General features: G+C 63.0%; 17 protein-coding genes. 3 read left to right on the forward strand and 14 right to left on the reverse strand.

From position 1 onward, the window contains the following. The first annotated feature begins 103 nt into the window (after window positions 1-103). The gene (gene ychF, locus ATO9_RS03820) at window positions 104-1,201 is read left to right on the forward strand and encodes a redox-regulated ATPase YchF (protein WP_043745174.1); all 1,098 of its coding nucleotides are present in this window, start codon (window positions 104-106) and stop codon (window positions 1,199-1,201) included. A gap of 12 nt (window positions 1,202-1,213) precedes the next feature. On the opposite strand, the gene ATO9_RS03825 is transcribed toward ychF, so the two are convergent. After that, window positions 1,214-1,948 carry a hypothetical protein gene (locus tag ATO9_RS03825; protein WP_043745176.1) on the reverse strand — a complete coding sequence of 245 codons (735 nt, stop codon included), beginning with the start codon at window positions 1,946-1,948 and terminating at the stop codon, window positions 1,214-1,216. A gap of 159 nt (window positions 1,949-2,107) precedes the next feature. Here ATO9_RS03825 and ATO9_RS24170 point away from each other — a divergent pair, with 159 nt between their 5' ends. Both ATO9_RS24170 and ATO9_RS03835 read left to right on the forward strand, forming a co-directional pair. Next, window positions 2,108-2,746, forward strand: coding sequence for a heme oxygenase-like domain-containing protein (locus tag ATO9_RS24170; protein ID WP_043745178.1), 639 nt, complete (start codon window positions 2,108-2,110; stop codon window positions 2,744-2,746). Further along, on the forward strand, window positions 2,727-5,309 hold the full coding sequence (locus ATO9_RS03835) for an HWE histidine kinase domain-containing protein (RefSeq protein WP_043745180.1): 2,583 nt from the start codon (window positions 2,727-2,729) through the stop codon (window positions 5,307-5,309). Before ATO9_RS24170 ends, ATO9_RS03835 begins: the two co-directional genes overlap by 20 nt. Before the next feature lie 245 nt (window positions 5,310-5,554). On the opposite strand, the gene ATO9_RS03840 is transcribed toward ATO9_RS03835, so the two are convergent. The 13 genes from ATO9_RS03840 to ATO9_RS03900 form a co-directional block, all read right to left on the reverse strand. Next, window positions 5,555-6,583, reverse strand: a complete 1,029-nt coding sequence (locus ATO9_RS03840) for a tyrosine-type recombinase/integrase (RefSeq protein WP_052418077.1) — start codon at window positions 6,581-6,583, stop codon at window positions 5,555-5,557. Window positions 6,584-6,765: 182 nt separating this feature from the next. Continuing rightward, window positions 6,766-7,002 (reverse strand): hypothetical protein, encoded by a 237-nt coding sequence (locus ATO9_RS03845; protein ID WP_043745182.1) that lies wholly within the window; start codon window positions 7,000-7,002, stop codon window positions 6,766-6,768. After that, a complete protein-coding gene (locus ATO9_RS03850) occupies window positions 6,999-7,655 on the reverse strand; it encodes a hypothetical protein (RefSeq protein ID WP_043745186.1) in 657 nt (218 codons plus the stop codon). The genes ATO9_RS03845 and ATO9_RS03850 overlap by 4 nt, the downstream gene beginning before the upstream one ends. Window positions 7,656-7,829: 174 nt before the next feature. Continuing rightward, complete coding sequence (locus ATO9_RS03855) at window positions 7,830-8,180, reverse strand: HNH endonuclease (RefSeq protein ID WP_081979428.1); 351 nt, start codon at window positions 8,178-8,180, stop codon at window positions 7,830-7,832. Then, complete coding sequence (locus ATO9_RS25025) at window positions 8,177-8,593, reverse strand: zinc-finger-containing protein (protein ID WP_043745189.1); 417 nt, start codon at window positions 8,591-8,593, stop codon at window positions 8,177-8,179. The genes ATO9_RS03855 and ATO9_RS25025 overlap by 4 nt, the downstream gene beginning before the upstream one ends. Next, window positions 8,590-9,045 carry a hypothetical protein gene (locus ATO9_RS03865; protein ID WP_043745192.1) on the reverse strand — a complete coding sequence of 152 codons (456 nt, stop codon included), beginning with the start codon at window positions 9,043-9,045 and terminating at the stop codon, window positions 8,590-8,592. Before ATO9_RS03865 ends, ATO9_RS25025 begins: the two co-directional genes overlap by 4 nt. Before the next feature lies 1 nt (window position 9,046). Continuing rightward, entirely contained in the window at window positions 9,047-9,229 is a 183-nt protein-coding gene (locus ATO9_RS03870) for a hypothetical protein (RefSeq protein WP_043745194.1), read from the reverse strand. After that, window positions 9,229-9,924: a hypothetical protein gene (locus ATO9_RS03875; RefSeq protein WP_043745197.1), complete on the reverse strand. Its 696-nt coding sequence runs from the start codon at window positions 9,922-9,924 to the stop codon at window positions 9,229-9,231. Before ATO9_RS03875 ends, ATO9_RS03870 begins: the two co-directional genes overlap by 1 nt. Before the next feature lie 3 nt (window positions 9,925-9,927). Then, the gene (locus tag ATO9_RS03880) at window positions 9,928-10,155 is read right to left on the reverse strand and encodes a hypothetical protein (RefSeq protein WP_043745200.1); all 228 of its coding nucleotides are present in this window, start codon (window positions 10,153-10,155) and stop codon (window positions 9,928-9,930) included. 11 nt (window positions 10,156-10,166) lie between these two features. After that, window positions 10,167-10,964 (reverse strand): hypothetical protein, encoded by a 798-nt coding sequence (locus ATO9_RS03885; RefSeq protein ID WP_052418079.1) that lies wholly within the window; start codon window positions 10,962-10,964, stop codon window positions 10,167-10,169. Then, entirely contained in the window at window positions 10,961-11,344 is a 384-nt protein-coding gene (locus ATO9_RS03890) for a hypothetical protein (RefSeq protein ID WP_043745202.1), read from the reverse strand. The genes ATO9_RS03885 and ATO9_RS03890 overlap by 4 nt, the downstream gene beginning before the upstream one ends. 2 nt (window positions 11,345-11,346) lie before the next feature. Next, entirely contained in the window at window positions 11,347-11,682 is a 336-nt protein-coding gene (locus tag ATO9_RS03895) for a hypothetical protein (RefSeq protein WP_043745205.1), read from the reverse strand. After that, window positions 11,679-12,080, reverse strand: a complete 402-nt coding sequence (locus ATO9_RS03900; protein WP_043745208.1) for a hypothetical protein — start codon at window positions 12,078-12,080, stop codon at window positions 11,679-11,681. Before ATO9_RS03900 ends, ATO9_RS03895 begins: the two co-directional genes overlap by 4 nt. Window positions 12,081-12,389 lie beyond the last annotated feature (309 nt).

Genomic DNA, 12,389 nt, shown 5'->3' on the forward strand with positions numbered 1-12,389 from the left:
CTGCGGCTTTCACGCCCGTTCCGCCCTTGTTTTGCACCGCTCTCTTGCTTCGCCGGACCCCGCGGCGTAGACAGCGCCAAACGTGCGAAATCAGGGGGATCCGATGGGGTTCAAGATGGGGATCGTGGGGCTGCCGAATGTCGGTAAATCCACTCTTTTCAATGCATTGACGAAGACCGCCGCGGCGCAAGCGGCGAATTTTCCCTTCTGCACGATCGAACCCAATGTCGGTGAGGTCGCGGTCCCCGATGCCCGCCTGGACACCCTCGCCAAGATCGCCCAATCCAAGGAGATCATCCCCACGCGGATGACCTTTGTCGACATTGCTGGCCTAGTGAAGGGCGCGTCCAAGGGTGAAGGCCTCGGGAACCAATTTCTTGCGAATATTCGGGAGGTTGACGCCATCGCGCACGTGCTGCGCTGCTTCGAGGATGGCGACGTCACCCATGTCGAAGGCCGCGTCGACCCCGTCGCCGACGCCCAGACCATCGAGACCGAATTGATGCTGGCCGACCTCGAGTCGATCGAGAAGCGCCGCGCCAACCTGGTGCGCAAACTCAAGGGCAGCGACAAGGAAGCCCAGCAGCAGGATCGGCTTCTCGCCGCGGCGCAGGAAGTCCTGGAGGACGGCCGCCCCGCCCGCGTCGTCGAGGTGGATGCAGAAGACGCCAAGGCATGGAAAATGCTGCAACTTCTGACGACGAAACCGGTGCTCTACGTCTGCAACGTGTCCGAGGAAGAGGCCGGGGAGGGCAACGAACACTCCGCCGCCGTCGCCGCCATGGCCGCCGAGCAGGGCAATTCCCACGTGATCATCTCTGCCCGGATCGAGGAAGAGATCAGCCAGCTCGACGCTGAAGAGGCCGAGATGTTCCTGGGCGAGATGGGCCTGGAAGAACCGGGCCTCGACCGCCTGATCCGCGCGGGCTATGAACTGCTCCACCTTGAGACCTATTTCACCGTTGGCCCGAAAGAGGCGCGGGCCTGGACGATCAAGTCCGGCACCGCTGCTCCGCAGGCTGCGGGCGTGATCCATGGGGATTTCGAGAAGGGCTTTATCCGCGCGGAAACAGTGGCTTACGACGATTTTGTCGAATGCAACGGCGAGGCCGGGGCGCGCGACAAGGGCAAGCTGCGGGCGGAAGGCAAAAGCTATATCGTGAAGGACGGCGACGTCCTGCACTTCCTTTTCAACGGGTGATCCGGGGGCGGCTCAGGCCGCGTAGCCGAGCAGCCGTTCCATGATCTGCAAACCGTAATTGCGGCCGGCCAGGTTGATCTGGAACCCTTCCCGCAGCGCCTCTCGATCGGGGTCCGCCATCGCCTGCAGCTTCTTTTCGCTGCGATGCGACGAGCGGTGGACCTCATCCCCTTGAAAATGAGGGATTTCCACGTCCTCGGGGACGGCAAAGGCGGCGCGGAACGCTGCCTCGTCGGACAGCAAGTCCTCCATCCGCCGGACCGGGGTTTCCATGCCAAGCGCCACGAGGTTGTAGCTTAGGACATGGTTTATTGCGTAATAATAACAGGCGTTTGGCAGGCTCACCGGCGCGCCGATCCGGGCCAGTTCGGCCAGCGATGCCTTCAGCACATGCTGGAAATGCCCGGGATTGCCGCTGAGCACCCCGTTGGAGATCCAGGCAAAGCAGCTTTCGATCTGCGCGACCGGTTCGCGGACAAGCAACCAGTAGTCGCCCCCCGCTGCCTGGCAGACCGGTTTCAGGTCCTGTGGTGGAAACAAGGTATGCACAGCGACAGTGCGGTTTCCAGCCGCGTCGGAGGCGGCCATGCTGTCGATGAATTCGTTAACGGATTGGCTGCCTTGGCCCAGTGGGCATTTCTTCACGAAATGCTGGGAGCCATGGCTGACCTCGTAGCCCGGTATCTCGGACAAAATCTCGGAAATAGAGTGGGTTGCCGAGAAGCCGATGGATTCCGCCACGATCATGAATGTCTCCTGCCAAACGTTTGGACCACCCTAGAACGAGAAAACCGGCAGGAAAAGAATAGTCCCAAATTAACTTTTAGCCTTTGTCTCTTTGACATAAGGACGCTTGAACCTACGGTAGAATCATAGGGCTTGGCCCTGCGCGATTAGGACACTCACATGCCTTTCCAGGATCAGCGGTCTTTGCGCACCAGGTTGCGCGATGACCTTAGCCACGTGCACGAACGGTTGGACAGCCGGCTGTCGCTTGCCGACCTGACGACAGGCCAGGGGTTGCGGCGTTTCCTGTTTGCACAATCGTTCGGGTTCAGGCAGGTGATGGCCCGCCTGGACGATCAGGATCCGCCGGCGACCGCGCCGCTGCTGTCCCGGATCGCCGAGGCGCTGGATGCCGATCTGGCCACGCTGGACGCGCCCGATGCGCGGGACGTGGCGGGGCAGGAAGACCGGCCCGAGGCGGACGAGCCGCCGCTGTCGGGTCTGGCCATCGACTACATGGTTCTTGGATCGGGCCTTGGCACCACCGTCCTGCGACGCAGCTGGGCCGAGGGCACCGACGATGACGTTCGGGCCGCAGGGCAGTATTTTACCCTGCCGCGCCCGCCGCAGCCCTGGCGTGACCTTGTCATGCACCTGGGCGATCTACCGGCCAGCGGCGACCGGGCCGACCGTATCACTGGGGATGCGGAACAGATTTTCGAGTTCTTTGCGACCGGGTGGGACCGGTCCGGGGACATCAGGGTGCGGACAGCCTCCGCACCGAAAGGAGACGCCACGCGTGACCCCACCAACCCCTGAACGGGCCTTCGACGCGGATCAGGTCGACCTGACCAATTGCGAGCGGGAACCGATCCACATCCTCGGGACAATTCAGACCTACGGCTATCTTCTGGCCCTGTCGCCGGATTGGATCGTTGCGCATGCATCCGACAACATTGCGGACCTGCTGGGCCAGACGGCACAGGAGATCAACGGCGTGCCCGTGGCCGACCTGCTGCCCGAGGCCTCCATTCGCAAGATGCGGGCCAAGATGCAGGGCCTGCTGCATGAGGATGCGACCGTCCGGATCATTGATTTCGACCTGTTCGAGGACGGCCGTCGTTTTGATGCCGCCATCCACCAATCGGGCCGGTCCTTCGTTCTGGAGGTCGAACAGAAGGCCGATCTGAGCCCCGACCGCGACGATCTGGGCGCGGTGCAGGCGCTGGTTCACCGAATCTCGACCCGCGGCTCCATGCAGGAGATGTTGGATCAGGCCGCGCAGGGTATCCGCATGATCAGCGGGTTCGATCGCGTGATGGTCTACAAGTTCGCCGCCGATGACAGCGGTGAGGTCGTGGCCGAGGCAAAAGAGAGGTCGCTGGAAAGCTACCGGGGCCTGCGGTTCCCGGCCTCCGACATCCCGAAACAGGCCCGCGCGCTCTACACCCGCAACCTGCTGCGCCTGATCGCCGATGTGAACGCGCCGGTTTCGGCCGTGACCCCGGCCGTGAACCCGGAGGGGGAGCCGCTGGACCTGTCGCTCGCCGCGACCCGGGCCGTGTCGCCCATCCATCTGGAATACCTGCGGAACATGGGGGTTCAGGCCTCCATGTCCGTGTCGATCCTGCGGCGGGGCAAGCTGTGGGGCCTGCTGGCCTGCCACAACCGCACACCGCATTACATCGACTTCGAGAAACGCACCGCGATCGAGCTGTTCGGCCAGCTGTTCGCCTATGAGCTGGCGCAATGGGAAAGCGAGGCCGAAACAGTCGAGCTTCAGCGCGCTCAAGGGCTGCATGACCGGGTGATTTCCCGCATGGCGGACGGGGAGGGGCTGTTGGAGTTCTTCTCCGATTTTGCCGAAGACGTGTCCGAAAGCATTGCTCATGACGGCATCGCGATCTTCAGCGGTGGCGCGTACAAGGCCTATGGCTCTGCCCCCACGAAGGAGGAGTTCCTGGGCCTTGCGCGGTTCCTGAACACCGCGCCGCTGTCGCGGGTCTATTCCACGAACGAGATTTCTCGGGTCTACCCGATGGGCGAAAGCTTTTCGGACCGGGCCTGCGGGATGCTGGCCCTGCCGATTTCGCGCACGCCGCGCGACTATATCGTGCTGTTCCGCAAGGAACTGATGCAGCAGGTGACCTGGGCGGGCAATCCCGACAAGCCCGTCGAGGCCGGTGGCCCGAACGGCCAGCGCCTGACCCCGCGCAAATCCTTCGAGGCCTGGCAGCAGACCGTGACCGGCTGTTCCGCCCCCTGGACGGATGCGGAGGTCCGGATGGCTGATGCGCTGCGCGTTACCCTGCTGGAGGTGGTCCTCAAGATCACCGACAAGGCCAACGCGGACAACAAGCGCGCCCATGACCAGCAGGAGCTGCTGATCGCGGAGCTGAATCACCGCGTGCGCAATATCCTGAACCTGATCCGCGGGCTGGTGTCGCAAAGCCGCGTGGATGATGACAGCGTCGAAACCTATATCGCCAGTCTCGATGGACGCATCCAGTCGCTGGCCCGCGCCCATGATCAGCTGACACGCCAGGATTGGTCCGCCGTCAGCCTGCGCGAACTGGTCGAGGTCGAGATCCGCGCCTTCCTGGCCGATAATCCCGACCGGGTCGAGATTTCGGGCACGACGCCTCTGCTGTCGCCTGCGGCGTATTCGGGCATGGCGCTGGTCTTCCACGAACTGGTCACCAACTCGGTCAAGTACGGTGCGCTCAGCACGGAGTCGGGCCGTGTTGCGGTGCAGTTGATGCGGGCCAATGATGGCGCTCTGCGGATCCTGTGGTCCGAACGCGGCGGCCCGCCGGTGCGCGCGCCCAAGCGGCGCGGTTTCGGGTCGGCCATCATCGAACGCACTGTCCCGCACGAGCTTCAGGGCACGGCGCGGGTCGATTACAACATCGCCGGCCTAGTGGCGGAGTTCTCGATCCCCGAACGTCATGTGGGCGGGGATGCCGAGGGCACATCGCCCCTGACCGAGGTCGACAATGCGATGGCCCTGCCCGATCACCCGCTGGAGGGGCACGGGCTGGTGGTCGAGGACACGATGATCATCGCCCTCGACGCGACCGACATGATGAAGGAGCTGGGCTGTGACGATGTCAGCGTCGCCGCCACGAATGCCGAGGCGCTCTCCTTCCTCGAAGACGGCACCGATGTCACTGTCGCACTTGTCGACGTCAACCTCGGCCAGGAGACCTCGGTCGCCGTGGCGGAACGTCTTGCGGCCCTGGGCATCCCCTACCTGCTGGCCACCGGCTATGGCGAAACCGGCGCGATGCGGCAGACCTTCCCGGATGTGAAGGTGGTGCAGAAGCCCTATTCCACCGACAGCCTGCGCGTCGCCTTTGCCGAGGTGATCGCGTCGGAATAAGCCATCGCCCGCGCGCAGGCCGGCCCTTTGCCCATGAGCTGGGGCCCGCGCGGCTCTTGCTGGGGTGGTCGTGACCGGCGGCCACCTGTCGCCGGTCCGTGTTTCGGGCCCGCGAACCTTCTGCATTGCATCCTGTTGGATTTTCCCGAAACCCGGCAAAATCCCCTTGTTCCGCTGTCGTACACTGGTTACACGGGTCGACGGAGACGTGGCCGAGTGGTCGAAGGCGCTCCCCTGCTAAGGGATTATCCCTTATCTCCCTTCCTCTTGATTTCCTTGCGTTTCTGCCCGGTCTGCCCGGTGGGCTTTGTCATTTTTTTGCCAATCAGGCCCGCTGCGGCCTTACCTTTTCCATCCGGATGCACGTAGGTTTCCTGCACCAGCCGCACGCTCTTCCAGCGACCGGCTTCCGCGATGTCGTTGGCCGTCCACCCCATGTCATTCAGAAGTGTCGCCAAGCTGTGCCGGCCCGCCTGGTGCGGCGGTATGTAGGGGATTTCGGCCAGGCGGCATGTCGTCTGCCATGGGCCATAAACCGAATGTCGGCTCTTGTATCCGAAGACCTTGCCGTTCCTAGCCGCCAGGCGGATCAGCTCGGTTCGCAGCTCGGCCGAGAAATCCGCATGATACCGTTCGCCGTTCTTTGTCCGGCCGAGGTCTGCCCGGCAGTTGATGTGGTCGATCCGCTCGGGGGACAGGGCGACGGCCTCGCCAAGCCGGGCGCCGGTTTCGAACATGAACCAGGCCAGGGCGGCCAGTCGCGGGTTGCGCTCGCTGGCAATCGATCGAAAGGCCGTCAGCCAGTCCAGCGTGGCTGCCTGTCGGGGTGATTTGTCGACGGGGAACTGTTTGACGCGGATCGCGCTGCATAGGCCCTGGTCGGCCGCGTGGTTGATGATGGCCCTCGCGGGCGTGATGGCCTGGCGGTTTCGTGTTGCGTTCGAGGCTTTGGGGTAGATCGCTTTTGCGGCGTCCCGGATTTCCTTCCCGGTGATTTCCCGCAAAGGACGGCCGCGAAAGTGCTGCAGTAAAGGTGCGACGAACCTGCCGTCATGGCCATCTTCCAGATAGGACAGGGCGGCATCCTCGAATACGGCGACGGACGCTTCACCATAGACTGAGGCATTCCAGGCCCGCGCTTCGATCTGTGCCCTCAGTTCCTCCGCTCTTTGGCGGTCGCGAGTGCCAAGGCTTTTTCGTATGCGCTGACCGGCGACGGTTCCAATCGCATACCAGTTGTCGGAGCCTTTGACCTTGTCGAGTTTGAGCGGCATCGGGCGTTCCTCAGCTTGGCGATGTGTTCCGGGTAGAAAGCATAAGCGCGGCCGCGTTGCTCATAAAAGGGATTCGACTTCAGAAGGTCAGACAGAGCGCGCGGTGACATGCCGAGAACGCGCGCGGCATTGTCGATCCCGATGATCGGTTCGATGGCCCAATCTGGCAGCGCGCCCATCCGTCAGCCCTCCACTTGTGGTTTTTCGCCGGATGTTCCGACTGACTTGGAGTCGCCCTGCTCCAAGTCCTCCAGCGCGGCCACGGTCGGTTCATAGATCGCGGCATATGCGCCGCCGTCCCGGTCCCGTAGTCCGCGATAGAGCGCAATTCGGCTGGGCAGGAGTTCCAGCGGGAACGTCTCGGACCAGGTGTGCAGGGTCAGTCGCACGGTGGAACCTGTGAGCGTGGCGGTGGTCATGCCGCCGCCTCCTGCGTTGCTGCTCGGCCCCACTGGTCTGCCATCGCGGCTGCGAGGCCGGGGAAAAATCGGCTGCGGATTCGGGCTCGCTCCGGTCCAGGGCTGGCGCGATGGATTTCCGGCCGGGCGGTCGTGCCGTCCAGCGATCCGGTCGGCACAAGCGGGGGCAGGCGGCGCAGCCAGAAGCACGTCCGCTTCTTGACGTTGTCCGGGCCGGATGAGTCCGTGCCGAATTGCCAAGGTTGGACGCTCTGGGCGTGCGGCTCGAAATTCGTAATCCGTTCCTTGGCGTGACGATGCATGACGGGGTTCTCGACCGCGATGCACGGGATCGGCGCGTTCCAGCAGGCTGAGAACAGAGCGGCACCTTCGTCCAGCTCGGCCCACATGTCCGACAGGTCCCGCCCTGGAGGCGGCACGTGCAACCACCGGACGCCGCTGTTAGTCAGCCTGGTGCAGGGGGGATGCATGACGGTCATCAGGTCCCAGCCATCCTGCAGAAGGTCGCGAACATCGGCGCGGATATGGCGGTTGGACCCATCGTCGGACGCCTCCAGGTCGCAGGACCATGCGTCGTATCCGAGCGCCAGGAAGGCATTGCGGACGATGCCGCTGCGCTCGCAACCGATCAGAACGCGGGCTGTCTTTTTCATGGGCCGTCCTTCCGTTGAAATCTGGTCCCGGCCGAGGCGCTGCCGCCTCGATCCCCCTTGCCCTCGCTGCCATGCTTGGGGGCGCTATTGCGCCGGTTGATGAAATAGGGGGACGCCACTGGCGCCGGGGTGGGGCTCAGCTCATGCCGAGCAGTTGTTGTAGTCGAATGGCTTTCATCCAGGCCCTCGCCTGACGACAGTTCCGTCGATGCGCTTCTTGAGCGCCGAGCCGCGGCTTCCAGGCAGCGGATTTCTGGTTTTGAACGCGCCCTCGTGCTTCGCTTTCACCCGCTTTGCCTTCGCGATGGCGGGCATGTCGCTCTCAGCCGTTTTCCTGGAATGGCACCGCTTGTGTGCTGGACGCAGGTTGTCGTCGCTGTCGTCGCGCGAGATTTCCAAGGGGATGACGTGGTCGGCATCCCATGCTTCCTTCGTCCCATCGATTGGCTGACCGCAGATGTGGCAGATACCGTTTGCTGCTGCGAAGATGCGCGCGCGGCGGGTGGTGGACATGCTGCGTTTCATTCGATTACAGCTCCACCGTTCTCGGCCGCGATGTCACGTACAGCCGTGTAGACTTGGCGAGCTTCATCAACCGTTCGGATTTGGGCGGTGTGATATCGCGTCGTCATGCCAAGTCGGCTCTCAATCGCGCGGTAGACCTCCCCTCGCTCCATATCTCCAGACTGCCAGATCGGATCCAGAACGCGGTGGATGTGCTGGCGCGCGGCCTTCAGCTCAGGTGTTGGGATACACCCTAGAGGGTTGGTGCGGTTCTTTGTCTTGTGGTGACACCCGACCCAGTTCCCACATGCGTCACACCGCCAGAAGGGCAGTTTCGCCAGGTCGGATCGATGCGGATAAACCTCTGCTCCATTCGTCAGCCGGGCGGCGACCTCAAGACCGCACCCGCAGCAATGTATTGCCTTTGTGGTCATGCGAATTCCTCCTCATACTTGAGGGCTTCCGGATCGGTCAGCCTGACACCCAGGCCAGCCCAATGGCGCTGCATTTCATCCATGAACGCAGTCATCTGCTTGACCGTCATGAGGCGCGTCACGGGCAGATCGAAGGCCTGAACCGCGGCCAGCTTTTCCTCATAAGGCAGGTGCTTCATCGTCCGGTCATAGGACTGGCGGAACGCCTCGTTTTCTGACCGGAGGATCGGCACGCCGAAGTGCAGCTTGCAGAAGGCACGGACTTCCTCATGGGTCTGATCGCCCAACTGGCGCGACACGTCGGTGTACCAGCGTTGTGCCAGGCGATTCTGAGCCGGACGGCGGCTGACACCTTGCGTAACCGTGAGCGTCAACGGGAACTTTGTCCGGGCCGACAGGAACGTCGCCAGCTTTCCGATGTCGTCTGGATCACGGATCACGCGTGTCGCCATTTCACGCCACCCCGCTCATGTTCCAGCTGTCCAGCCAAATCCCCCGGACATGCTCGAACGGCAGGCCGGCCTCTTCGGCCAAGTCGCTGACGATCGCGTGGTAGTCAGGGCCGCACATCGGGTCAGCTCCTTCGGCTCGGCGCTCGATTTCAGCGAGAAGGTCGGCGTCGGAAAGAGCTGGCATCAGTATGCCTCCTTCTCCTGCCAGACCCGCAGCCCGTCAGCCTGTTGGGTCTCGCGATGGTTCCGGCGCGCCCACTCTTCGAGGAAGGCGGCGATGTCGTCGGGTCGGTTCTTGTAGAGCCAGGCAAGGAGGTCACGGTGGCTGGTGATCTCGAACTTCGTGACCGTCCGGAGGCCCTTCGGCTTGTCTTTGCCAGCCTTGGCCGCAGCCTTCTGTGACACCTCGGCTTCCGCCTGGGCTCGAGCGGCCTCGCGCTGGCTTTCGATATCGCCTGCACGGGCTTCACGGGCCTTGGCCTCTGCTTCCCGACGCTTGGCCTCGGCCTCTTCACGGGCCTTCCGTTCCGCCTCGGCTTTTTCGGCTGCAAGCTTGCGTTTGAACGGATCGACGAGAGCGACAAGGCTCTTCTTGATCCGCTCGATGTCATCTTCCGTCGGCTTCCAGCGGGCGATCTCCGCCTTCCACGCGTCATGGAGCGGGGCAGTCGATGATTTCTTGGCGCTGGCGAGGGCAGTTCCGGCCTTACGGATGTCGGCAATCAGCGCATCCACGGCTTTCATCTGACCTTCGTTCTCGACCGGCTCGCCATCCAGCCAGTTTTCAGCTTCTGCGATGGCATCCGAGAAGGGGGCCAAAGCCTCGTCTATCGGGTCTGGCGGGCGATTGTGCCCGACAGCAGGGTTCGATCCATCCATGGCTCAGGTCTCCTGCTCTTCGGAGGTCTCGGGCTGGTAGATGCCTGTGGTCGCCTTGCAGGCGAAGGCGGGCTCATCGACATCGACCTCGACCACAGTGACGATCTTCTCGACACCGTCAGGGCCAAGGACCGTCACGCGGTCGCCAGGCGCGACAGGCTCTTCGAGTTCATGCCGGTAGGTGTATGCGCGACCGGAGCCGTCGGATTTGAAGCTGCAGGTGATAAACATGAGGCGTCCTTTCAGAACGGGATCTCGTCGTCGCCGAGATCGTGGTTGCGAGTCTGGGTGAGCTTGGCCTTCAGGCGATCTTTCTCGGCTGAGAGGCGGTCGTATTCGGCTTTCGACGCGCCCTTGATTTTCAGAATGGTTTCGCCGGCTTCCCGCCAAAGCTCGGTCAGCGTGTCGATACCGCGCGCCTCCTGAAGCTTGCCGATGACGTTGTCGGTCTCCGACTTGGCATTGAACTCGGGCACCTGGTTGTCAGGCTGCTGCTGGGTCCGTTTGTCGGCGCTATCTGCGTCAGGCGTGGGCTCATCGGCGTGAAGGTCGCCCTTGTGCCAGAGGTCGAGAGCGGCACCGAAACGCATCGCGGCATTCCGCAGCGCGTCGCCGATCACCTCCTTGATTGCGTCGCCACCCTTTTTGCCGTCGGGGTGGCCGTAACCAAGGCGGGTCTGATCGCAGACGGTCAGCTTGATCCACATGCCCCCGTTCTCATCCAGGAGCGGAGTGCCGTTATCCGAGAAGGCCACGGGCTCCCAGTTCCAGTTGGGATCGCAATCGAGAAGGCGGTCGGTCAGGGCGGCATGGCCGACGTAATCCAGGTGCTGGACCTGCGGATGATGCCACTGGCCGCACTGCTGGCAGCGGATGCCCTTCTTGAAATCCGCTCTGACTTCCTCGGTCTGCTTCCTGGTGGGTTTCGGAAGCTTCGAGATATGATGGGCGGCGAACGGCTGACGAAGAAGGTCCAGGCCGGTCGGCTTGGGCTGCACTTCTGCTGCGCCGTCGGTTTTGACTTTCTGCTGGGTGGTCATGCGGCGTCCTCCGAGTTCGTGGTTTCGTCCCGGTCGAGAATTGCGTCGATCTGGTCCATGGCGTCGAAGAGGCCTGCGGCAGGCCGGATATCGTCCATCACGCAATCTTTGCGGCGAAGCTCCCAGGCGTCGTCGAGGCCATCCGGCCAGAACAGGAAACCGCGGTATTCGTAGACAGGGCGATTGGACGTCTCGACGAGCTGCGCCTGCATCGCGCGGTTGAAAGCCTTGGCGGTGGCAGTGGCGACGTGGGGCGGACAACCGAGGTCGACCCGTCTGGCGGGGTTTCCCGCTTCGAATGACAGGAGCTCCGCGTGATAACGGGTGTGCGCCCGCGTCGCGCCGTACAAGCTGGCGATGAAATGGGCATTGCCGGTCATGGTCAAGCGCTCCAAGCGATGATCGCGAGGCCAATCAGGCTGATGACAGCACAGACGGCCATGAACGCACTGGGGCGGTCGAACCAGTAGGCCTTGGCAGGCTTCGGCGGGATCTCCGCGATAGGTTTGCTGGAAGGGGTGTATCCCGGCATCTTCGTTCCTTCGCGGCAGGCCTTGACGGCGTTGCGGATGCGGAGGTCGCGGCGGCTCTTGATGAGCCAGTCGCCGACTTCTCCGGTGATCGGGGCGGACAGGGGCAGGGAGGAGGAGAGCCCCTGTCCGACGGACCCACCCAGGGAGGAGGAGCGGGCAGGGTTCCGTGAGTGTTCGGGGGTCATGCCGCCACCCGCTGAAACTGGTCGACGCGCTCAAGGCTGAGCGGAAGCCGGGGGCGAAGAATGCGGCGAGCCAGCGCCTCAGCGTTGTCGTGGGACGTGCCGAATGGCGTGACCAGGTAGCGGGAAAGAAGATAGCCGTGCACGGCCTTGTCGGCCCAGGCTGCGGTGGACATGCGCCAGACGATACCGTCGGTGCGGTCGCCTTCCCACACGCTCGTCGGGTTGCTCCGGTGGAACATGGCGCGCTGAAGGGTGTCGATTTCGAAAGCAACTTCTTCAGCCCGCTCAACATGGCCCTTCTGAGCGTGGGACCGGACAATGACAGCGCGTTCGGAGATCTCGCGGCTGAGGTTCCAGCCTTGGTCGATCTTGCTGAGGGCTTCGTTCAAGGTGAGCATGTGCTTCTCTCCATCGGTTTCCGCGATCTGCCGGGTGGCGTCTTCGGCGGGTGATGGGTATAGCATAATAGGACAATTGGCCAAACGTCAAGCAAGAAAAAGGACAAATGGCCAAACTTAATTGGCCAATCCCGAATCGCTGTGCTACAGTTCCGGTGTCAGCGCGGTGCTGGCGGACATGAAAAAGCCCGGCGCAGGGCCGGGCGGGAGAGGGTGGATGAGGTTGATAATTCTGGCAGCGGCGTTGGTCGCTCTACCTATGACCTTCTTCTTTGTTATAGAGGGCTGGCTGTCACCGGCCCAAGTTTA

The organism is Pseudooceanicola atlanticus, assembly GCF_000768315.1.
Taxonomy (GTDB): Bacteria; Pseudomonadota; Alphaproteobacteria; order Rhodobacterales; family Rhodobacteraceae; genus Pseudooceanicola; species Pseudooceanicola atlanticus.

Excerpts from the sequence above, each read along its gene's own strand:
- ychF (WP_043745174.1), top strand. The coding sequence starts at position 104 with ATGGGGTTCAAGATGGGGATCGTGGGGCTGCCGAATGTCGGTAAATCC.
- ATO9_RS03825 (WP_043745176.1), bottom strand. The coding sequence starts at position 1,948 with ATGATCGTGGCGGAATCCATCGGCTTCTCGGCAACCCACTCTATTTCC.
- ATO9_RS24170 (WP_043745178.1), top strand. The coding sequence starts at position 2,108 with ATGCCTTTCCAGGATCAGCGGTCTTTGCGCACCAGGTTGCGCGATGAC.
- ATO9_RS03840 (WP_052418077.1), bottom strand. The coding sequence starts at position 6,583 with ATGCCGCTCAAACTCGACAAGGTCAAAGGCTCCGACAACTGGTATGCG.
- ATO9_RS03845 (WP_043745182.1), bottom strand. The coding sequence starts at position 7,002 with ATGACCACCGCCACGCTCACAGGTTCCACCGTGCGACTGACCCTGCAC.
- ATO9_RS03850 (WP_043745186.1), bottom strand. The coding sequence starts at position 7,655 with ATGAAAAAGACAGCCCGCGTTCTGATCGGTTGCGAGCGCAGCGGCATC.
- ATO9_RS03855 (WP_081979428.1), bottom strand. The coding sequence starts at position 8,180 with ATGAAACGCAGCATGTCCACCACCCGCCGCGCGCGCATCTTCGCAGCA.
- ATO9_RS25025 (WP_043745189.1), bottom strand. The coding sequence starts at position 8,593 with ATGACCACAAAGGCAATACATTGCTGCGGGTGCGGTCTTGAGGTCGCC.
- ATO9_RS03865 (WP_043745192.1), bottom strand. The coding sequence starts at position 9,045 with ATGGCGACACGCGTGATCCGTGATCCAGACGACATCGGAAAGCTGGCG.
- ATO9_RS03870 (WP_043745194.1), bottom strand. The coding sequence starts at position 9,229 with ATGCCAGCTCTTTCCGACGCCGACCTTCTCGCTGAAATCGAGCGCCGA.
- ATO9_RS03875 (WP_043745197.1), bottom strand. The coding sequence starts at position 9,924 with ATGGATGGATCGAACCCTGCTGTCGGGCACAATCGCCCGCCAGACCCG.
- ATO9_RS03880 (WP_043745200.1), bottom strand. The coding sequence starts at position 10,155 with ATGTTTATCACCTGCAGCTTCAAATCCGACGGCTCCGGTCGCGCATAC.
- ATO9_RS03885 (WP_052418079.1), bottom strand. The coding sequence starts at position 10,964 with ATGACCACCCAGCAGAAAGTCAAAACCGACGGCGCAGCAGAAGTGCAG.
- ATO9_RS03890 (WP_043745202.1), bottom strand. The coding sequence starts at position 11,344 with ATGACCGGCAATGCCCATTTCATCGCCAGCTTGTACGGCGCGACGCGG.
- ATO9_RS03895 (WP_043745205.1), bottom strand. The coding sequence starts at position 11,682 with ATGACCCCCGAACACTCACGGAACCCTGCCCGCTCCTCCTCCCTGGGT.
- ATO9_RS03900 (WP_043745208.1), bottom strand. The coding sequence starts at position 12,080 with ATGCTCACCTTGAACGAAGCCCTCAGCAAGATCGACCAAGGCTGGAAC.